Source organism: Mesorhizobium sp. B283B1A (assembly GCF_020165735.1).
GTDB lineage: Bacteria > Pseudomonadota > Alphaproteobacteria > Rhizobiales > Rhizobiaceae > Mesorhizobium > Mesorhizobium opportunistum.
Genome location: NZ_JAIUIQ010000007.1, coordinates 148,483 through 167,012, shown reverse-complemented (window position 1 = coordinate 167,012; position 18,530 = coordinate 148,483). Strand labels below are relative to the sequence as shown.

Here is an 18,530-nt window from a genome sequence, read left to right as displayed (position 1 = left end):
TCCCCCAAAGGAACGATATGTCGCCCGATTGGCAAAAGAGAACAGCATTCAGCCGGCCTTCGAAAGGCTAAGCGGTCACTTTTTCGTAAGCTCGAGGTCGAAGACCATCAATCCGTCAGTGCCGCCTTCGAGTGCGGCGACCAGCCGGGCCCCGGCCCGCTGGTGCGCTTCATGCACCAGGTAGGCGTCGCGCGCGGCGGCATCGCGGAAATCGATGGTGAAGCCATGGCTGAAGCCGCGCGCAAACGGCTCCGGGCTGACATTGGCATTGAAATGGACGGTGTCCATGCCGTCGATCACCTGGCGCAACGCCTCGAGGTCGGCATGGATCGCCTTGTGTTCACCGACACCGACATCGTTGCGGAATTTGACGAAGACACAGTGCCTGATCATCTTTTGCTCCTAAGCAGCCCGGTTGCCGGAAAACACAGCTGGCGGCAAGGGCTCGCGGCCGAGTATCAGGTCGGCACCCTTTTCGCCGACCATGATGGTCGGCGCGTTGGTGTTGGAGGAGGGCACCCGCGGCATCACCGACGCATCGCAGACACGCAATCCCTCGATGCCGCGCAGCCGCAGGTCCGGCGTCACCACCGCCATGTCGTCATGGCCCATGCGACAGGTGCCGACCGGGTGGTGATCGGTCTTGGAGCTGCGGCAGGCGTAGTCGAAGAGCTCGTCGTCGCTGGCGAGCGAAGGGCCGGGCAGCACCTCGCGCAGCACGTAAGGGGCAAGCGCCTTCTGCCGCATGATCTCGCGCGCGAGCCTCAAGCCCTTGATCGACATTGCGCGGTCATAGGGATCGGACCAGTAGTTCGGATCGATCAGCGGATGGTCGCCCGGGTCGGCGCTCTTCAGGCGGACCGTGCCGCGCGAGCGCGGCCGCAGGAAGGCCGAGTTCAAGGTGACGCCGGGATTGTTCAGCTTCTCGACGCCGGCCTCGATGCCTGAGCCCAGGCCGAGATGGAACTGGATGTCGGGCGAGGCGGCGGTCGGGTCCGCGTACCAGAAACCGCCGGTCTCGAACAGGCTGGAGGCGACCGGCCCCTTTTTCAAAAGCAGGTATTGCAGGCCGGCCCAGGCCGTGCGGTGCAGCTTGGCGTAATTGTCATAGGTGTGGTCGCCGGTGCACTCGGCGATGACGAACAGATCGAGATGGTCCTGCATGTTGGAGCCGACGCCGGGCAGGTCGTGCACCGGCGTGATGCCGACCGACTTCAGATGGTCCGCTGGGCCGATGCCCGATTGCATCAGCAGCTTCGGCGACCCGATGGCGCCGGACGAGACGATCACCTCGCGCTCGGCGTGCAAGATTTTCTTCTCGCCGCCTGGCCTGTCGACGATCTCGACGCCGATGGCACGGCTGTTCTCGACGACGATGCGGGTCACCAGCACATCAGTCCTGACGGTCAGATTCTTGCGGGCGCGGATCGGCTTGAGATAGGCCACCGAAGCGGACGAACGCCGGGCATCCTTCTGGGTGAGCTGATAGTAGCCGACGCCTTCTTGGGCAGCGCCGTTGAAGTCCGGGTTGAAGGGGATACCCATCTCCTGGCCGGCGCGGAAATAGGCCTCGCAAATCGGCAGCGGCGAAATCGGGTTCGACACGCCGAGCGGGCCTTGGTCGCCGTGGAAGTCGTTTGCAAAACGCTGGTTGTTCTCGGCGCGCTTGAAGTAGGGCAGCACGTCGCGATAACCCCAGCCGGCGAGGCCCTCCTCCTTCTCCCAGGCGTCGTAGTCGCGGGCATTGCCGCGCGTGTAGATCTGGGCGTTGATGGAGGAACCGCCGCCGATCACCTTGGCCTGCGTGTACCAGAAGACACGGTCCTTCATGTTTTTTTGCGGCACGGTCGACCAGCCCCAGGACGCGATGCCCTTGGTCATCTTGGCGAAGCCTGCCGGCATATGGATATAGGGATGCCAGTCCTTGCCGCCGGCCTCCAGCAGCAGCACCGAATTGCCCGGATCCTCGCTCAGCCGGTTGGCCAGAACGCAGCCGGCCGGACCGGCACCCACGATGATGTAGTCGGTCATGACACTGTCCACTTACAGCCGCGGCACAGACAGCGCGCCGTCGACATTGATGATCGAGCCGGTCGAAAAACCGAGCTTGCCGGCGGCAAGCGTCGCCACCACCGCGCCGATGTCGGATGCTTCGCCCCAGCGTTTTGCCGGCACCAGACCGCTGTCGATCAAGGCATCGTATCTGGCGGTCACGCCTGCCGTCATGTCGGTGCGAATGATACCCGGCCTCAGTTCGAACACGCCGATGTTTTCCGGAGCGAGCCGGAGCGCAAGGTTCTTCACCCACATCGAAAGCCCGGCCTTCGAGATGCAGTAGTCCGGCCGTTCGGGTGAGGCCATTTCGGCGCTGACGGAGGTGATGGTGATGATCGACCGGGGGTGTTCGCCCGGCGTAGCCAGCATCGCCTTGGCGACAGCCTGGCTGAGGAACACCGTGCCGCGCAGGTTGATGCCGAGCGTGCGGTCGAAATTCTCCGGTTTCAGATCCAGCAAATCGCCGCGCACGACAGCGCCGACGCCGGCATTGTTGACGATGCAGTCGATGCGGCCGAAGGCGCGTAGCGCGGCATCGACAAGTGCTGTGTGGCTGTCGAGGTTTGCGATGTCGCATTGGGCGTAGGCGAATTTCGCGCCGCGTGCGGCGATGTTTTCGGCCAGTCCGTCTGCGGCTTTCTCGGCAAGGTCGGCGATCAGAATGTCAAAGCCGGTATCGGCAAGCGCCTGGGCACAGGCAAGGCCGATGCCGCGCGCGCCGCCGGTGATGATCGCGGCCGGGCGGGTCATTGGAGGCTGGCCTTGCGGATGTGGTCGGCGACACGCAGCGCCTGTGCGGCAATCGACAGTGCCGGATTAACCGCCGCCGAGTTCGGCAAAAAACTGCCGTCGACGACGAACAGGTTCTGGTGGTCGAACGAGCGGCAGAACGGATCGAGCGGCGCGATCGCCGGATCGTCGCCCATCTTGACCGTGCCGCATTGATGCGAGGGGGTGCGCTTGTCGAAGGGGCGCGAGAGCACGATGGGGTAACCGCAGGCGCGGAAGTTTTCGCGCATCACCTTAGTCAGACCGTCGAGGGACTGCATGTTGGAGCGCCGCCACTGCATGACGATGTCCTTGCCGTCGACCATGATGCGGCTTTCCGGATCGGGCAGGTCCTCGCACATCAGGTACCAGTCGATGGCGTGACCGGCCATGAAGTCGAGCGCGAATTTCGGCATCGACTTCACGTTGGCCTTCAGCATATTGCCGTCGATCTTGCCGAGCAGCTGGACATTGCCCAGAGGTTTGCCGCCCTTGCCGTCGGACAGGTAGTAATCGTTCAGCATCAGCGTCTTCTGATAGACGGCATCGTTGCGGCGGCGCGGATCGATCGCCAGCATGGCGCTCGAATTGTGGTTCATGAAATTGCGGCCGACCTGGTCGGAGCTGTTGGCGAGGCCTTTGCCATTGGAAGAGGGCGAGCGCAGCAGGATAACGGCGGAATTGACCGCGCCGGCGGACAGGATCACCAGCTTCGGCGCGACCTTTTTCAGCTCACCATTTTGCCGATAGTGGATGGCGGCAATGGTTTTGCCGTCGGCCGAGGTCTCCACGTACTCGACACAACAGCCGGTCTCAAGCCGGATGTTGGTGTCCGTCAGCGCCGCCGCCAGCGGTCCGGTCTGCGCGTCGACCTTGCCCTGGCCGGTGTTCGGAAAGGCGTCCCAGCCGGTGTTGCCTTCCTTCAACCAGGTGTCGATGTCGACGCCGAGCGGCAGCGAGGCGGGATGCAGGCCCAACCCCTTGAGCTCGGCGCGAGCGCGGGCGATTGGCGCCTCGTCGGGCACCGGCTTGTAGGCATAGGGGACCGAGTGGAACGGCTCGGTCGGATCTTCGCCCAGGGCGCCGCGGACGCGAAACAGCTGCTCGGCCTTGGAATACCAGGGCTCGAACTCGTCATAGGAAAACGGCCAGGCCGGCGAGACGCCGCCGAAATGTTCCATGGCCGAGAAATCTTCTTTGCGATAGCGGATCAGCACCGCGCCGTAGAATTTCGAATTGCCGCCGACATAGTAGTAATTACCGGGGTTGAAGGCCGCTCCACCGGCCTCGCGCCACATCTCCTTCGGCCGGTAGTGGCCGTCGACGAAGATGGAACGCGTATCGCGCGCATGCGGCGTTGCCGGCAAGGGTTCGCCGCGCTCCAGCATCAGGATCGAGGCGCCGCTGCCGGCCAGGCCGGAAGCGATTGTCGAGCCGCCAATGCCGGAGCCGATGATGACGATATCGGGATTTGTCATTTCGCTCAGAGGATGCGGTTTTCGGTCGCCGGATCGAAGAACACCGCCTTGGTCAAATTGAAGGCGAGCGGCGTGCTGGTGCCCGGCTGGATGTTGGCGTCGGCGCGCAGCCGCGCCACCACGCCCTTGCCGCCGAGATTGGTGACGGCGAAAGTGTCGGAGCCGGCCGGCTCGACCACTTCGATGTGCAGGTCGGCGGTGGCGATGTTCGAGGCGTTTCGCTCGGCGCCCTCCGGATCGGTCAGTGCCTCCGGGCGGACGCCGAAGATGATCGGCTTGCCCTGGAATGCCGACAGGCCCACCGGGGCATTGGCCATCGGCAAGGTGATGGGCTCGCGCGCCTCGCGCTGCAGCACGACGGACAGTGCATTGCCTGAGGTGGCGATGGTCGCCGGGATCAGGTTCATCGCCGGCGAACCCATGAAGTCGGCGACGAACAGGTTGCTGGGGTTGTTATAGATCTCGGCCGGCGTGCCGAACTGCTGAACCTCGCCGTCGCGCATGACGGCGATCTTGGTCGCCAGCGTCATCGCCTCGATCTGGTCGTGGGTGACATAGACGATTGTTGTGCCTGTCGTAGCGTGCAGGCGCTTGATCTCGATGCGCATGTCGACGCGCAGCTTGGCGTCGAGATTGGACAAAGGCTCGTCGAACAGGAATAGCTTGGGGTCGCGCACCAGCGCCCGGCCCATGGCGACGCGCTGGCGCTGGCCGCCTGAAAGCTGGCTTGGCTTGCGCTGCAGGAGGTGGCCGATCTGCAAGACCTTGGCCACCTTGTCGATCGCCTTCTGGCGCTCCGCCGCCGGCACGCCGCGCATCTCCATGCCAAAGGAGATGTTGCCGGCCACCGTCATGTTCGGGTAGAGCGCGTAGCTCTGGAACACCATGGCGATGTCGCGCTTGGAGGGGTGCAGATCGTTGATGGTGCGGCCGTCGACGCGGATCTCGCCCGAGGTGATCATCTCCAGCCCGGCAATGGTGTTGAGCAGCGTGGACTTGCCGCAGCCGGAGGGCCCCACCAGCACCAGGAAGCCACCCTTTTCCAGCTCGAGGTCGATCCCTTTCAGGATCTCGACCTGGCCGAAGCGCTTCCTCAGACCATCAATTTCCAGAAAAGCCATCGGATCATCCTTTGACGGCGCCGGCCATGAGACCGCGCACGAAATAGCGGCCGGCGAGCACATAGACGAGAAGGGTTGGGAGTGCGGCGATCATCGCCGCCGCCATGTTGACGTTGTATTCGACGACGCCGGTCGAGGTGTTGACGACATTATTGAGCGCCACCGTCATCGGCATCGAGTCGCCGGTGCCGGCATAGGCCGAGGCGAACAGGAAGTCGTTCCAGATGTTGGTGAACTGGTAGATGACGGTGACGACGAAGATCGGCATCGAGTTCGGCAGCATGATGCGGCGGAATATCTGGAAGAAGGACGCCCCATCAACCTGCGCGGCCTTCACCAATTCCGTCGGGAACGCCTCGTAATAGTTGCGGAAGAACAAGGTGGTGAAGCCGAGGCCGTAGACGACGTGGACGAAGACCAGGTTCACGGTCGGATTGCCGAGGCCGAAGCTGGTCCCGACCGTGTTCTGCAGCGACACGCCGAAGCGGCCGAGGCTGCCGAGGATGGTGGCCATCGGCAACAGCACCGACTGGAACGGGATGAAACAGGCGAATAGCATCAGCCCGAACACCAGCGTCGCGCCGCGGAAACGCCATTTGGTCAGCACGTAGCCGTTCAGCGCCCCGAGCATCGTCGAGATGATGACGGCCGGAACCACCATCTTGATGGAGTTCCAGAAATAGCCCTTGATGCCGGCGCAGGTGAGGCCGACGCAGGTCTCGCCCCAGGCTTTCAGCCAGGGCTCGAAGGTCGGCGCCTTGGGCAGCGCCAGCATGTTGCCGTTCTGGATCTCGTCCATGGTCTTGAACGAGGTGACCAGCATGACGAACAGCGGCATCAGGTAGAACAGCGCGAACAGCGCCAGCAGCCCATAGATGACGATGCGGTTGACGAGTTTGGCGTTGACGCCGCCGGAAGCCTGGCGGGCGGGAGTGGTGACAGCGCTCATCGCGGCTTCTCCCGCAGTTCGGAATAGAGATAGGGCACGATGATGGCGACGATGGTCATCAGCATGATCACCGCACTTGCCGAGCCGACAGCCATCTCGTTGCGCTTGAAGGTGTACTCGTACATGAAGTTGGACGGCAGCCAGGCCGAGCCGCCGGGTCCGCCGGAGGTCAGCGCCACGACAAGGTCATAGGACTTGATGGCAAGGTGGGCGAGCACGATGAAGGCCGACAGGAAGATCGGCCGCAGCAGCGGAATGACGATGCGGCGATAGAGCTGGAAGGTGGTGGCGCCATCGATCTGCGCCGCCTTCATGATCTCGCCGTCGATGCCGCGCAGGCCGGCCAGGAACATCGCCATGATGAAGCCGGAAGCCTGCCAGACGCCGGCAATGACCACGGTGTAGATGACGAAATCCTTGTTCTTGATCCAGTCGAAATGGAAGCTCGTCCAGCCCCACTGGTGCAACGTCTGCTCGAGGCCAAGACCCGGATCGAGGAACCATTTCCAGGCGACGCCGGTGACGATGAAGGACAGCGCCATGGGATAGAGGTAGATGGGGCGCAGCACGCCTTCGCCGCGGATCTTCTGGTCGAGCAGGATGGCCAGGAACAGACCGAGCGCCAGGCAGATCAGGATATAGAGAAAACCGAAAATGCCCATATTGGTGATCGACGTGTACCAGCTCGAAGGCGGGTCGGTGTCGAAGGTCCAGCCCCACAGCCGCTGATAGGCGCGCGAGCCGGTGATGACATAGGACGGGAAGGTCTTGGAGTTGGTGAAGGACAGATAGATCGTCCACAGGATGAAGCCGTATACGAAGACGATGGTGATGGCGAAGCTCGGCGCCAGCACGATCTTCGGCAATGCGTCCTGCAGGCGCGAGCGCACCGAGGCGCGTGGCCTGGCGTGCTCCGGCGTCAGCTTGATCTGGCTTGTCGCTACCGTGCTCATGAGCTCCTCCCGCTTTGGGTCGTCCGTGCTCTGCCGTCAGGCGGCAAGGCGGCCCGTGCATACGGGTCTTCGGTCGGCATGGTATTGAGCCGGCCAATCGTTGAGATAAAACCTTCCCCGCCGAAGCGGGGAAGGTGTTTTCAGGCGTTGCGCTTACTTGGCGTCGTCGATCGCCTTGACCAGCTCGGCCACGGCTTCGTCGGAGGTCTTGATCTGACCATGGACGAACTTCGACACGACGTCCTTGTAGGCATTGGCGACCGCCGGCGGCGCGCCGTAGCCCTGGGCCAGCGAACCGAACAGCGTGCCACCTTCATTGGCGGCCTTCAGGTCGGCGATGCCCTTCTTGCCGCAAGCGTCGAAGTCGGTATCCGGAACGTCGGTACGGGCCGGAACGGAACCCTTGACGACGTTGAAGGCCGACTGGAAGCTCTTCGACAGGGTGGCGGTGGCCAGTGCGACCTGGGCGGCCTTGCGGTCGTCCGGAACGTTGAACATGCCGAACATGTCGGAGTTGTAGACCACTGAGCCTTCCGTGCCCGGGAAGCGATAGCACAGGAAGTCGGTGCCCGGTGTTTTCTTGGCGGCATTGAACTCGCCCTTGGCCCAGTCGCCCATGACCTGCACCAGGGCATCGCCCTTGATGACCATGGCGGTGGCAAGGTTCCAGTCGCGGCCCGAGAAGTTCGGGTCGACATAGGTGACGAGCTTGGCGAGGTTGTCGAACGACTTCTTCATCGTGTCGGACTTGAGCGACGCGTCGTCGAGGTCGTTGAAGGCCTTCTTGTAGAACTCAGGTCCGCCGGTCGACAGCACGACCGAGTCGAACATGGTGGCTTCCTGCCAGTTCTGGCCGCCGAGAGCGAGCGGGATCACGCCTGCCGCCTTGGCCTTGTCGAGCAGCGCAACGAAGTCGTCGAAGGTCTTCGGCTCGGTGCCGCCGATCTTGTCCATGACGGCCTTGTTGATCCACAGCCAGTTGACCGAGTGGACGTTGACCGGAGCCGCGACCCACTTGCCGTCATAGACCGAGAATTTCTGCAGGGCCGCCGGAACCGACTTGTCCCAGCCTTCCTTCTTCGCCGTCTCGGTCAGGTCGCCCATGACGCCGGCGGCGGCATAGTCGAGCACGGTGTAGCCGAGCATCTGCGAGGCGGTCGGATAGTTGCCTGCCGCGACCATCGCCTTCAGCGCGGTCATGGCAGCGTCGCCGCCGCCACCGGCGACCGGCACGTCCTTCCAGGCATAACCTTCCTTGGCCAGATCGCCCTTGAGGACGTTGAGGGCAGCTGCTTCGCCGCCCGACGTCCACCAATGCAGCATCTGAACTTCCTTGACGTCCTCGGCATGGGCCGCGAAAGCGAGCCCCGATGCGAGAGCCGTTCCGATAAGCAGTTTGCGCAACATGTACTTCCTCCCTTGTTGCATTACACGACCGGTGGAAGCCCACCGGGTTCTTCCCAACTCAGCCGACCCACCATCCGGTGCGCTGGCCGCGATGAAACTGGATTGTCTTTTCCTCGGTATAATCCTCGACGGCGCGCTTGCCGAGTTCGCGTCCGAGACCGGACTGCTTGTAGCCCCCGAAAGGCAGCTCGGGATAACCTTCCATGAATGTGTTCACCCAAACCGTCCCCGAACGCACCCCACGCGCTACCGACATGCAAGTGTCGATGCTGGCGCTCCACACGCCCGCCGACAAACCATAGGGCGTGTTGTTGGCGATGTGCAACGCCTTTTCAATCGATTCAAAAGTCAGCACGGAGAGCACCGGGCCGAACACTTCCTCGCGCGCGATGGCCATGTCCTCGGTGACGCCGCGGATGATCGTCGGGTCGAGATATTGGCCGGCATTGGAGGCCAGTTGCCCGCCGCCGCTGTAGATGCTGCTGCCGTCGCTTGCCGCTGCCGTAACGTAACCGGTGACCTTGGCCAGGTGGTCCGACGAGATCATCGCACCGACCTTGGTTCGGTCGTCGAGCGGATCGCCGACTGTCACCTTGGCCGTAAGTGCCTTCACGGCGGCCAGAAAATCGTCGGCGATCGCCTCGTGAACGATCAGCCGGCTGCCGGCATTGCAGCATTCGCCGGCATTGAAGAAGCCGCCGAACACCACCGCGTCGGCCGCGGCTTCGAGGTCGGCGTCGGGGAAGACGATCTGGCCGTTCTTGCCTCCGAGCTCCATCGAGACCTTCTTCAGCGACTGCGCGGCGGAAGCCATGGTCATCTTGCCGACGCGGGTGGAGCCGGTGAACGACACCATCTCGACCAGGGGATGGCTGACCATCGGTGCGCCGACATCGCCGCCCAGGCCGGCGAGGACGTTGACGACGCCGGCGGGCAGGCCGGCCTCAGTCAGGATGTCGCCGAGCACGAAGGTCGAGGCCGAGGTCATTTCGCTCGGCTTGACCACCGCCGTGCAGCCGGCGGCGAGGGCGAAGGGCAGTTTCTGGCTGACGATCAGGAACGGGAAATTCCACGGCGTGATGATCGAGACGACGCCGATCGGTTCGCGCAGCACCACGCCCAGCATCGCGTCGCCGAGATTGGCGTAGCTCTCGCCGTGCAGCGTGCGGGCGAGCGAAGCGGCATAGCGCCAGATGTCGACGGCACCGCCGATCTCGCCGCGGGCCTGGGCGATCGGCTTGCCGGATTCCAGCGCATCGAGACGGGCAATGTCTTCAAGCCGGGCCTCGATCAGGTCGGCCGCCTTGTGCAGGAGCGCGGCGCGTTCGGCCGCCTTCATGCGCGGCCAGGGACCGGTCTCGAACGCCCTGTGCGCGGCTTGCATCGCCGCTTCCACCTCAGCCTCACCGGCCTGCGCGTAACGCGAAACCGTGAAGCCATGGCCGGGGCTGTTGCGCTCCAGCGTCCTGCCGTCGCGGGCATCGACATGTTTGCCGTCGATCAGCAGCCGATAGGTCTTCGGCGCTGCGGAAGCCTCGGCGGGCATGGCGATGTTGAGAGGCGCGTTCATCTTGGTCGTGAATCCTCAGGATCTCGAAAATGCCGGCTTCTGCCTGGCCTTGAAGGCGCCGACGCCGGCTTTGAGGTCGCCGGTCAGCGCAATGAAGCCGCTGGCCAGCGCTTCGGTCGCGGCGGCACTTTCCTCACCTTCAGCAACCGCGATCATCAGCTTGGCCGCTTCCGTCGCCAGCGGACCGCGCTCGGCGATCTTCTCGGCCCAGGCCTTGGCCCCGGCGAGTGCCTTGCCGGTTTCGACCACCCGATCGATCACGCCCAGGGCCAGCGCTTCAGGAGCAAGGAGAACCTCGCCGCCCAGCGCCATGCGACGCACCGTCTGCGCGCCGAAACGGCGCACGGCGCGCTGCGTGCCGGACCAGCCGGGAACGACGCCGATGGAGGTTTCGGGGAAGCCCAATTTCACCTGTGTTTCCGCGACCCGGAAATCGCAGGCCGCCGCCAGTTCCAGCCCGCCGCCCAGCGCGTGGCCCGACAGCACGGCGATGGTCGGTTGCCGCAGCCGCGCCAGCCGGTCGAAGACGCGGTGACCGTAGCGCACCCATTGCACCTGGAATTCGGCGGCGCTCATGGCGGCCCAGGCTTCGACATCGCCACCGGCACAGAAGCCCTTGCCTTCGCCGCGGATGAGCACGACACGCACGCTGTCGGCCGCCTCCGCTTCGTCGAGCGCTGTTTCGAGCGCGCGAAGCATCGGAATATCCAGCGCGTTGAATTTCTCCGGCCGGCGCAAGGTGACGATGCCGATGGCGCCATCCTGCTCGAAGGTGACGAGGCGTTCAGCCATGCGCGCCTCCGAGCGAGGCGCCGCCATTGAGCGACAGGCCGATCGGCTGGTCGTGGTAGAGTGCTGACGGCGTTACCTTCAGGTCGTTGGCGACACCGAGCGCGATCTCGGACTGCCCCAGCACATCGCGCTCGAGATCGATGCCCGGCGCCAGTTCGGTCACCATCAGCCCGTCAGGCGTCAGCTTCATCACGCAGCGCTCGGTGACATAGGTGATGTCCTGGCCTTGCGCGACCGCGCGCTTGCCGGAGAAGGAGATGTGCTCGACCTCGCCGACGATCTTCTTGATCTTGCCCTCCTGGTCGATGCGGATGCCGCCATCGGCCAATGACAGTTTTGCGCCGGCATTGAAGAAACCCGAGAAAACAATCTTCTTCGCCCGCGCTGTGATGTCGACGAAACCGCCGGCGCCGGCGGTGACATGCGGCCGCGCCGACAGCTTCGAGACGTTGACCGAGCCGTGGCGGTCGATCTGCAGGAAGGAGAGCAGCGAAGCATCGAAGCCGCCGGCCTGGAAATAGATGAACTGGTGCGGCGAGGGCATGAAGGCATCGGCGTTCGACGAGCAGCCGAACTTGAAGTCGAGCAGCGGCACGCCGCCGACCGCGCCCTGTTCGATCACCCAGGTGACCTTGCCGTGCTGGCCTTCTTCCAGAAGGATGCGCGGAACGTTGGCGGAGATGCCGAAACCGATGTTGACGGCCATGCCGTCGCGCAGCTCCATGGCGACGCGGCGGGCGATCACCTTCTGGACGTTCATCTCGGCGTTGCGGAAGGTCGACAATGGCCGGAAGATCTCGCCTGATATGGCCGGGTCGTAAGGCGTCAGCGTCGTCTGCAACTGGTCGGGCGCGACGACGATGTGGTCGACCAGCACGCCCGGCACGCGCACGTCATGCGGCTTCAGCGTGCCGTTTTCGACGACGCGCTTGACCTGTGCGATGACGACGCCGCCATTGTTGCGAGCGGCGAGTGCCTGTTCGAGGCCGCCGAGATAGGCGCCTTCATGTTCATAGGTGAGGTTGCCGCGCTCATCCCCCGTGGTGGCGCGGATGATCGAGACGTGGGGCACGATCGAGCGGAAATACAGCCATTCCTCGCCGTCGAACTGCTGCACCGAGACGATCGGCTCGTTTGCCGCCGCGTTCATGGCGCAGCCCTGGTGGCGCGGGTCGGCGAAGGTGTCGAGCCCGACCTTGGTCAGCACGCCCGGCCGCTTGGCGGCGGCTTCGCGATGCATGTCGAACAGGATGCCGGACGGCACGTTGTAGGCGGCCACCGAATTGTCGCCGATCATCTTCCAGATCCGCGGCGGTTCGGAAGAGGAGGGACCGGACGGATAGGAACCGCACAAGGTGCGCTTCAAAAGGCCAGGCTTTGCCAGATGGTCGATGCCCTTGATGCCATACATGTCGCCCGCGGCGATTGGATGCAGCGTGGTTATGTTCTTCGGGTGGCCTTCCGCGTCGAAGCGTTCGCCGATGGCGGCCAACACCGCGTCCGGGCAGCCGAGGCCGCTCGACGAGGAGACGGACACGGTCATGCCATCCTTGATCAGACCGGCTGCCTGCGCCGCTGAAACGACCTTGCTCACTTCATGCTCCCGAGTTTCGGGTCGATCTTGATGGCCTTGCCGGAGCTGGCCGATTGCAATGCCGCCTCGGCTGAGGCGAGGGACCAGATGCCGTCCTCGCCGGTGGCGGCAGGCTGGCCGTCGCCGTGGATCGCGGCATGGAACCGCCGCACGGACCTGACGTAGAGATCCTCGCGGTCGAAGCTCAATTCCTGCTCGCCGCCTTTCGTGCGCAGCATGACCGTGCCGACCGGCTTCTGCGTCATCACATTGCTGGCGATCAGCGAACCTTCCGAGCCATGCACCTCGAAGCCGGTGCCGGCATAGCTGGTGGTGAAGCCTTCATGCGACTGCGCGATGAGGCCCGACTTGAAACGCCAGATGCACATGGCGCCGTCCTCCAGTCCGCTGCCGGACATGCCGGCGGACTGTGTGAAAGCCGAAACCTCGACCGGATCGTCGCCGAGCACGAAGCGCAGCGTGTCGGCATCATGCACGGTGATGTCGAGCACCACGCCGCCGCCCGCCTCGGGCCTGGCGATGCGCCAGCCCTGCAGGTTTTCGGGCAGGTAGACCGAGTGAAAAACGCGCGCGGCGATCGGCTTGCCGATGCGCCCCGTGGCGATCGCTTCGCGCATGGCGCGATGCGCGCCGGCGTTGCGCAGGTGGTGGTTGGTGCCGAGTACGACGTCGGCCGCCCTGGCGGCGGCAACCATCGTGCGCGCATCGGCACTCGTCAGTGCCAGCGGCTTTTCGCACAGCACGTGCTTGCCTGCTTTGATGGCGGCCAAGGCCTGTTCCAGATGCAGCTCGTTGGTGGTCGAGATGTAGACGGCGTCGATATCCTCTGCGAGGAGCTCGTCAAGCGTCGAAACCGCAACCGCAATGTTGTTTTCCACGGCATAGGCCTGGCCCCGCTCCGGACTGGAGCTCATCACCGCCGCGATCTTGCCATCGGCCTGCACGCGGATGGCGTTGACCATGAATTGCCTGGCGATCGTGCTGGCGCCGATCAGTCCCCATTTGAGGCTCATGCGACGCCTCCCGTTCCCGACGACCTGTTTCTGGCGCGGCGGTCCGGACCGCAACTTTCCCTGACCACGAGATTGACCGCGCCGATATGGTCTTCGGCGCGCGTGGTGCGCGACTGGATCATCTTGATCATGACATGGGCGGCGCGTTCGCCGAGGCCGGCGCTGTCCACCGCGACGCTGGTCAGCGCAGGCATGTAGTGTTCGGCTTCCGTCACATCGTCAAAGCCGACGACGGCGAAATCCGGTCCCGGCTCAAGTCCACGCTTGCGCAGCGCCAGCATGGCGCCAAAGGCGACCGCATCGTTGAAGCACAGGGCAGCACTCGGCGGTTCAGCCATTGCAAGCGCGGTTTCCAGGCAAGCGATGCCACCCCGACGGCTTGTCTCACCTTCGATGACGAGCATGTCACGCGTATCTATCCCGAGCGTCTCGCATGCCTCGCGAAAGCCACCCAGCCGGTCATGGTAGACCACGAGGTCGGACGAGCCGCCGAAGAAGGCCAACCGGCGATGCCCCTTGCCGATGAGGTGAGCGGCGGCGAGATAGGCGCCGCGATGATTGTCGGGAGCGATCACCGGAATGCGGCTCTCGGGCAGCCGGCGCATGGCGAAGGCAATCGGAACACCGGCCATTTCCAGCCGCCGGAATGCTCCCGGGGTCGTGCCGCGCGCCGGCGAAACGATGAGCCCGGCGACGCCCTGTTCCATCAGCGATTTCAGTACCTCTTCCTGGCGGACCGGGTTTTCCGCCGTGTTGGCGATGAAAGGCACGATGCCGGCGGACTGGAAGACGCGCTCCATGCCGACCGCCAGTTCGGCGAAGAACGGATTGGTGAGGTCGTTGATGACCATGCCGATGACGTTGGAGTGGGCTTTGCGCAGATTGGCGGCGCCGCGATTGTAGACATAGCCGACGTCCTCGATCGCCTTGCGCACCTTGACCGCGGTCTCGGGGCGGATCAGTCCGCTGCCCTGGAGGACGAGCGACACCGTCGATTTGGACACGCCTGCCTCGCGGGCGATGTCGAAGATCGTCGCCTTGGCCCGGCTGGCCATCCTGATGTCTCCTCCCGGTTTCCATCCACATTTTTATTGGAACGTTCTAATCTCTGCTCCAATCGCGAGTCAATCGGGAATTTTTGGATTCCCGAATATCGATAATCTCACGCCGTGGGCCCTGTAATTGCGGGGCTGTCGTGCTGCGTTGCAGCAATACGAGGGAGGTGAACCTCGAATCTCAAAGCTTCTTGATTTATTGGAACGTTCCATTTATTAGCTGCGATTACAGGGAGAGATCGATGGATATAGCCTTGCCTGGTGAGGGTGGCCCAAGCAGCCATTATGCGCTTGTCGGACAGCCGGTGCGGCCGATGGTCGGCGCGCGGTTTTCGCGCATCGCCTATGCGGCGGCGCATGTCGTTGCCGATCCGCTCGGGATGACCGATCCATGGTCGCGGCCGGTGGTCGACTGGGAGCGGACGATGGCGTTCCGCCATCATCTGTGGCGGCTCGGCTTCCGTATCGCCGAGGCGATGGATACCTCGCAGCGGGGGATGGGTTTCGACTGGGCAAATGCGCGGGAATTGATCCGCCGCTCGATCGCCGAGGCGCGGACCGTCGAAGGCGCCGATCTTGCTTCGGGCGCCGGCACCGATCATCTGGCCCCGGCGGCGGCTCGCACACCAGACGATGTGATCGCCGCCTATGAAGAGCAGTTCGCTTTCATCGAAGGCCAAGGCGGCAAGGTGATCATGATGGCGAGCCGGGCACTGGCGGCTGTCGCAAAGGGTCCCGATGACTATGCGCGCGTCTACGACCGCCTTTTGAGCCAGGCCTCCGGCAAGGTGATCCTGCACTGGCTGGGCGACATGTTCGACCCAGCCCTGAAAGGCTATTGGGGCAGCAGCGATTTCGAGACCGCGCTCGATACGGTGGTCGCCATCGTCGAGCGCCATGCCGGCACGGTCGAAGGCATAAAAATCTCGCTGCTCGATGCCGGCAAGGAGGTCGCGCTGCGCAACCGGCTGCCTGATGGGGTCGTGATGTTCACCGGCGACGACTTCAATTATCCCGAACTGATCGCCGGAGACGGCCATGGTCATTCGCACGCGTTGCTCGGCATTTTCGACGCCATCGCGCCGGTCGCCAACGCCGCCTTGGCGAAACTCGCCGAGGGCGACCGCGCCGGCTATGATGCGCTGATGGCGCCGACGGTGCCGCTGTCGCGAAAGATCTTCGAGGCACCGACCGAATATTACAAGGCCGGCATCGTCTTCATGGCCTGGCTGAACGGCCATCAGGACCATTTCACGATGGTCGGCGGCATGCAGTCGGCGCGCGGCATCCGCCACTATGCCGATATCTTTCGCCTTGCCGACCAGGCAGGCCTGCTGGCCGATCCGGAACTGGCCGTATCCAGGATGAAGAGCCTGTGCGCGGTCGCGGGCTTCTGAGCCCAGCGGGATTGACCGGAAGTATCCCCCGCATGGGGTGGGGCCGCCCGGACGTGGCGTGTACCGTTTTAATACAATCCCCAATTGGTAGACTCGTGCGGCGCACCGGCAGTTAATTCCTCCGTCAGGCCAAAAGGAGGGAAAAAGGCCGCGACCAGGGAGAAAACGATGTCTGTGCGAAAAGAAGACTATCGAACCAACAAAGCCGACTATGTGATTGCCGCGATGTATCGCCGAATGGACGCGGATGATGACGAACGCGACGAGCTGCTGACAAAGGAGAAGTTCCTGCGGCTAAGAGACCGGCGATTCGCCAAATTGGCCGCAAATCCGGCGGAAAGTTCGCCGGGGCCGAAAGCCAGGCCGCGTGGTTACGGCCGCTCGTTCTAGCGCGTTGAATGCATGGTGTGAACGCACGGAAAAGCCCCGCCGACCGGGAGTCAGGCGGGGTTTTCTGAACAGGTTCTTGGGATGTCCAACGATTCTTCAAGTCAAAGCGCTGTCTCATCCCGGCCGACGGCTACTACGAGCGGGCGGTATCGCTCGCCGACAAGAAGTGAGATCCTGGGCACTTTTCCAGCCATGCGCCGTTTTAATGACCAGGCCGGGACGATCGGGCCGATCGCACTCTGGCGGCCTGCAAGAACGTCGTCAAAGGCTTCTAGCAAGGCGTCGGCAGATATCAGGCACGACGCGTTCTTGCCATGTTCCCGCGCTTGTAACGCAGTACATCCAGGCATAGTTGGCGCACTCTTGATCCTTCTTGACGACCGCCATTGTCACCGCCCCAACGGCTGTTTCGAAAGCGAGGCGAGTTCGTCCTCGTCGATCACACCCGCCATGTAGTTTGCGATAATGCGGGATGCGATTGCGTCGCGTGCATCGGCCGACTGGTCATCAAGCCTGAGCCTATCAAAGACCCGCCCGAGAAGAGCTATCTCTGAAGCGTCAAAAATACCTACCTCAGTCGCCTTCCGTCGAATCGGCATGATCTTCCTCCCCGAAATTCCTGCAGTGAAACGTGCCGCAAATCTTCCTTTCCGCGCAAGTGCTTAATGCGGTCGAGCTGACCCATTGTGTTGCCGGCCGCTTCATGACCTTCCGCCGGCCCCAAGTGCTTGGATCCGCTTCCACAGTCGGTCTCGGATGGCGCCGCTCGGATTGATGAAAGCCGAACCGCATGCCTGCCTGTCGACCGATCGGCCATTAGAGCCAATGCCGGCTCGGCCGTTTCGCGCTCGACACCGAGAAGTTCGAATTCGATCGAATAGCATTTCGCCTTCAGTCCGTTGGTTGACGGACCCGCTTCGATATTTGCCATCAAGACGCTTCGTGAGGTTGAGCAATGCCCCCACGGCGGGCGCAGTATTGCCTTCATATTCCGTGGGTCAGTACAATGTAGATAGCGGGGACTAACATCAACCAGCCGCCCATTCCTAGAACTACCCAAAGAGCAGTGCGCTCGGTTCGTCTGACAAGATCGGCAATATTTTCCTCGTCGGTCAAGGAGACGGCGTCCAGCAACCCAGGCTGATCATTGTCATTCGCAGGGTCGTTCGCGTTGACACTTTCATTCGATTTCTGGATCAATGTCATTGTCCTTTGCTCACCAGATAATAGAGGACCCGCCAGCTGCCCTAGGCGGCTCGCGGGTCCTATCAGCACAGGAAGGGACGTAGCTGTGCCGATCCACGACATGTCAGCCAAGGGCTATGCCGATCACCAGAAAGGTGACGGCCGTCGCGAAAACCGGTGCGAGCAACCACCGCGCTTGGCCAACACTCTTATCCATCTGCTTTCTCCGATTTGGAGAAGCAACTACGCCGGACGTAGGCCGTTCCGCCCAGTCCCAAGAGGCAAGACCATTGCGTTTTGCGGCCGGACTTTGGTCTTATCCTGTTTCAGACTGAAGCCCGGCAGCGGAACGTTTGGCCGGACGAGGTGTTCGGATGGCTGGCGCGCAGACGGTCGTGCTGTCGCCCGGACCATAAGAGGAGAAAACCATGAGGATGCACCTTACCAGCAGCGCTGCGGCGCTACTGCTTTTAGCCGGCGTCGGCGCAGTTGCGGCACAGGACGTTGTCATCACGCCGGAGCAGGACACCGTCGTGCGCGAATATGTGAAGAAGCAGCCACTTGCTTCCGTGAAGGTTCCTGGTGTGGAACTGAACGTCGGAACGGCTCTGCCGGACACGGTTGAACTTCATGAGGTCCCCAACGTCAAATACCGCTACGTGGTGGTCGACAACCGCACGGTTCTGGTGGACCCAGGCACCCGCAAGATTGTCAAAGTCTACGACTGAACTTCGAACTACCACTCCCGCCGCCACCCCATGGCGGCGGGCAGTGCATGTCGGTCGCCACTCAACCGGACAAGT

General features: G+C 63.2%; 18 protein-coding genes. 3 read left to right on the top strand and 15 right to left on the bottom strand.

The annotated features are described in order from the left end of the window. Window positions 1-75: 75 nt before the first annotated feature. From LB577_RS08215 to LB577_RS08155, 13 genes are all read right to left on the bottom strand, one after another. Window positions 76-393: a Dabb family protein gene (locus LB577_RS08215; RefSeq protein WP_224686307.1), complete on the bottom strand. Its 318-nt coding sequence runs from the start codon at window positions 391-393 to the stop codon at window positions 76-78. A 9-nt stretch (window positions 394-402) separates the two neighbouring features. Further along, window positions 403-2,031 carry a GMC family oxidoreductase gene (locus LB577_RS08210; protein ID WP_224686306.1) on the bottom strand — a complete coding sequence of 543 codons (1,629 nt, stop codon included), beginning with the start codon at window positions 2,029-2,031 and terminating at the stop codon, window positions 403-405. Window positions 2,032-2,043: 12 nt separating this feature from the next. Then, the gene (locus LB577_RS08205) at window positions 2,044-2,805 is read right to left on the bottom strand and encodes a 3-ketoacyl-ACP reductase (RefSeq protein ID WP_224686305.1); all 762 of its coding nucleotides are present in this window, start codon (window positions 2,803-2,805) and stop codon (window positions 2,044-2,046) included. Then, window positions 2,802-4,301, bottom strand: coding sequence for a GMC oxidoreductase (locus LB577_RS08200; protein WP_224686304.1), 1,500 nt, complete (start codon window positions 4,299-4,301; stop codon window positions 2,802-2,804). The genes LB577_RS08205 and LB577_RS08200 overlap by 4 nt, the downstream gene beginning before the upstream one ends. A gap of 5 nt (window positions 4,302-4,306) precedes the next feature. Then, window positions 4,307-5,422 carry an ABC transporter ATP-binding protein gene (locus tag LB577_RS08195; protein WP_224686303.1) on the bottom strand — a complete coding sequence of 372 codons (1,116 nt, stop codon included), beginning with the start codon at window positions 5,420-5,422 and terminating at the stop codon, window positions 4,307-4,309. A 4-nt stretch (window positions 5,423-5,426) separates the two neighbouring features. Continuing rightward, window positions 5,427-6,371, bottom strand: coding sequence for a carbohydrate ABC transporter permease (locus LB577_RS08190; RefSeq protein ID WP_224686302.1), 945 nt, complete (start codon window positions 6,369-6,371; stop codon window positions 5,427-5,429). Then, window positions 6,368-7,324, bottom strand: coding sequence for a carbohydrate ABC transporter permease (locus tag LB577_RS08185; protein ID WP_224686301.1), 957 nt, complete (start codon window positions 7,322-7,324; stop codon window positions 6,368-6,370). The genes LB577_RS08190 and LB577_RS08185 overlap by 4 nt, the downstream gene beginning before the upstream one ends. A gap of 153 nt (window positions 7,325-7,477) precedes the next feature. Further along, window positions 7,478-8,731, bottom strand: coding sequence for an ABC transporter substrate-binding protein (locus LB577_RS08180; protein WP_224686300.1), 1,254 nt, complete (start codon window positions 8,729-8,731; stop codon window positions 7,478-7,480). Between the two features lie 58 nt (window positions 8,732-8,789). Beyond that, entirely contained in the window at window positions 8,790-10,301 is a 1,512-nt protein-coding gene (locus LB577_RS08175; protein ID WP_224686299.1) for an aldehyde dehydrogenase family protein, read from the bottom strand. A 15-nt stretch (window positions 10,302-10,316) separates the two neighbouring features. Continuing rightward, the gene (locus LB577_RS08170) at window positions 10,317-11,093 is read right to left on the bottom strand and encodes an enoyl-CoA hydratase/isomerase family protein (protein WP_224686298.1); all 777 of its coding nucleotides are present in this window, start codon (window positions 11,091-11,093) and stop codon (window positions 10,317-10,319) included. Continuing rightward, window positions 11,086-12,687, bottom strand: a complete 1,602-nt coding sequence (locus LB577_RS08165) for an acyl CoA:acetate/3-ketoacid CoA transferase (RefSeq protein ID WP_224686297.1) — start codon at window positions 12,685-12,687, stop codon at window positions 11,086-11,088. Before LB577_RS08165 ends, LB577_RS08170 begins: the two co-directional genes overlap by 8 nt. Further along, complete coding sequence (locus tag LB577_RS08160; RefSeq protein ID WP_224686296.1) at window positions 12,684-13,700, bottom strand: Gfo/Idh/MocA family protein; 1,017 nt, start codon at window positions 13,698-13,700, stop codon at window positions 12,684-12,686. The genes LB577_RS08165 and LB577_RS08160 overlap by 4 nt, the downstream gene beginning before the upstream one ends. Further along, a complete protein-coding gene (locus LB577_RS08155) occupies window positions 13,697-14,755 on the bottom strand; it encodes a LacI family DNA-binding transcriptional regulator (RefSeq protein ID WP_023765836.1) in 1,059 nt (352 codons plus the stop codon). The genes LB577_RS08160 and LB577_RS08155 overlap by 4 nt, the downstream gene beginning before the upstream one ends. A 242-nt stretch (window positions 14,756-14,997) precedes the next feature. Between LB577_RS08155 and LB577_RS08150 the strand changes: the two genes are divergently transcribed. Both LB577_RS08150 and LB577_RS08145 read left to right on the top strand, forming a co-directional pair. Beyond that, window positions 14,998-16,152, top strand: coding sequence for a dihydrodipicolinate synthase family protein (locus tag LB577_RS08150; RefSeq protein WP_224686295.1), 1,155 nt, complete (start codon window positions 14,998-15,000; stop codon window positions 16,150-16,152). Window positions 16,153-16,320: 168 nt separating this feature from the next. Then, complete coding sequence (locus tag LB577_RS08145) at window positions 16,321-16,542, top strand: hypothetical protein (protein ID WP_023778538.1); 222 nt, start codon at window positions 16,321-16,323, stop codon at window positions 16,540-16,542. Between the two features lie 389 nt (window positions 16,543-16,931). On the opposite strand, the gene LB577_RS08140 is transcribed toward LB577_RS08145, so the two are convergent. Beyond that, window positions 16,932-17,141 (bottom strand): hypothetical protein, encoded by a 210-nt coding sequence (locus LB577_RS08140; protein ID WP_224686294.1) that lies wholly within the window; start codon window positions 17,139-17,141, stop codon window positions 16,932-16,934. 385 nt (window positions 17,142-17,526) lie between these two features. Continuing rightward, a complete protein-coding gene (locus LB577_RS08135; protein WP_224686293.1) occupies window positions 17,527-17,748 on the bottom strand; it encodes a hypothetical protein in 222 nt (73 codons plus the stop codon). A 407-nt stretch (window positions 17,749-18,155) separates the two neighbouring features. Here LB577_RS08135 and LB577_RS08130 point away from each other — a divergent pair, with 407 nt between their 5' ends. Then, the gene (locus LB577_RS08130; protein ID WP_023765830.1) at window positions 18,156-18,455 is read left to right on the top strand and encodes a DUF1236 domain-containing protein; all 300 of its coding nucleotides are present in this window, start codon (window positions 18,156-18,158) and stop codon (window positions 18,453-18,455) included. Window positions 18,456-18,530: the final 75 nt, after the last annotated feature.

What these genes read in the sequence shown, in the direction of transcription:
- LB577_RS08170 (WP_224686298.1), bottom strand. Translation starts at nt 11,093, where the DNA reads ATGGCTGAACGCCTCGTCACCTTCGAGCAGGATGGCGCCATCGGCATC.
- LB577_RS08180 (WP_224686300.1), bottom strand. Translation starts at nt 8,731, where the DNA reads ATGTTGCGCAAACTGCTTATCGGAACGGCTCTCGCATCGGGGCTCGCT.
- LB577_RS08185 (WP_224686301.1), bottom strand. Translation starts at nt 7,324, where the DNA reads ATGAGCACGGTAGCGACAAGCCAGATCAAGCTGACGCCGGAGCACGCC.
- LB577_RS08160 (WP_224686296.1), bottom strand. Translation starts at nt 13,700, where the DNA reads ATGAGCCTCAAATGGGGACTGATCGGCGCCAGCACGATCGCCAGGCAA.
- LB577_RS08135 (WP_224686293.1), bottom strand. Translation starts at nt 17,748, where the DNA reads ATGACATTGATCCAGAAATCGAATGAAAGTGTCAACGCGAACGACCCT.
- LB577_RS08145 (WP_023778538.1), top strand. Translation starts at nt 16,321, where the DNA reads ATGTCTGTGCGAAAAGAAGACTATCGAACCAACAAAGCCGACTATGTG.
- LB577_RS08205 (WP_224686305.1), bottom strand. Translation starts at nt 2,805, where the DNA reads ATGACCCGCCCGGCCGCGATCATCACCGGCGGCGCGCGCGGCATCGGC.
- LB577_RS08215 (WP_224686307.1), bottom strand. Translation starts at nt 393, where the DNA reads ATGATCAGGCACTGTGTCTTCGTCAAATTCCGCAACGATGTCGGTGTC.
- LB577_RS08210 (WP_224686306.1), bottom strand. Translation starts at nt 2,031, where the DNA reads ATGACCGACTACATCATCGTGGGTGCCGGTCCGGCCGGCTGCGTTCTG.
- LB577_RS08155 (WP_023765836.1), bottom strand. Translation starts at nt 14,755, where the DNA reads ATGGCCAGCCGGGCCAAGGCGACGATCTTCGACATCGCCCGCGAGGCA.
- LB577_RS08200 (WP_224686304.1), bottom strand. Translation starts at nt 4,301, where the DNA reads ATGACAAATCCCGATATCGTCATCATCGGCTCCGGCATTGGCGGCTCG.
- LB577_RS08190 (WP_224686302.1), bottom strand. Translation starts at nt 6,371, where the DNA reads ATGAGCGCTGTCACCACTCCCGCCCGCCAGGCTTCCGGCGGCGTCAAC.
- LB577_RS08150 (WP_224686295.1), top strand. Translation starts at nt 14,998, where the DNA reads ATGGATATAGCCTTGCCTGGTGAGGGTGGCCCAAGCAGCCATTATGCG.
- LB577_RS08130 (WP_023765830.1), top strand. Translation starts at nt 18,156, where the DNA reads ATGAGGATGCACCTTACCAGCAGCGCTGCGGCGCTACTGCTTTTAGCC.
- LB577_RS08195 (WP_224686303.1), bottom strand. Translation starts at nt 5,422, where the DNA reads ATGGCTTTTCTGGAAATTGATGGTCTGAGGAAGCGCTTCGGCCAGGTC.
- LB577_RS08175 (WP_224686299.1), bottom strand. Translation starts at nt 10,301, where the DNA reads ATGAACGCGCCTCTCAACATCGCCATGCCCGCCGAGGCTTCCGCAGCG.
- LB577_RS08140 (WP_224686294.1), bottom strand. Translation starts at nt 17,141, where the DNA reads ATGCCGATTCGACGGAAGGCGACTGAGGTAGGTATTTTTGACGCTTCA.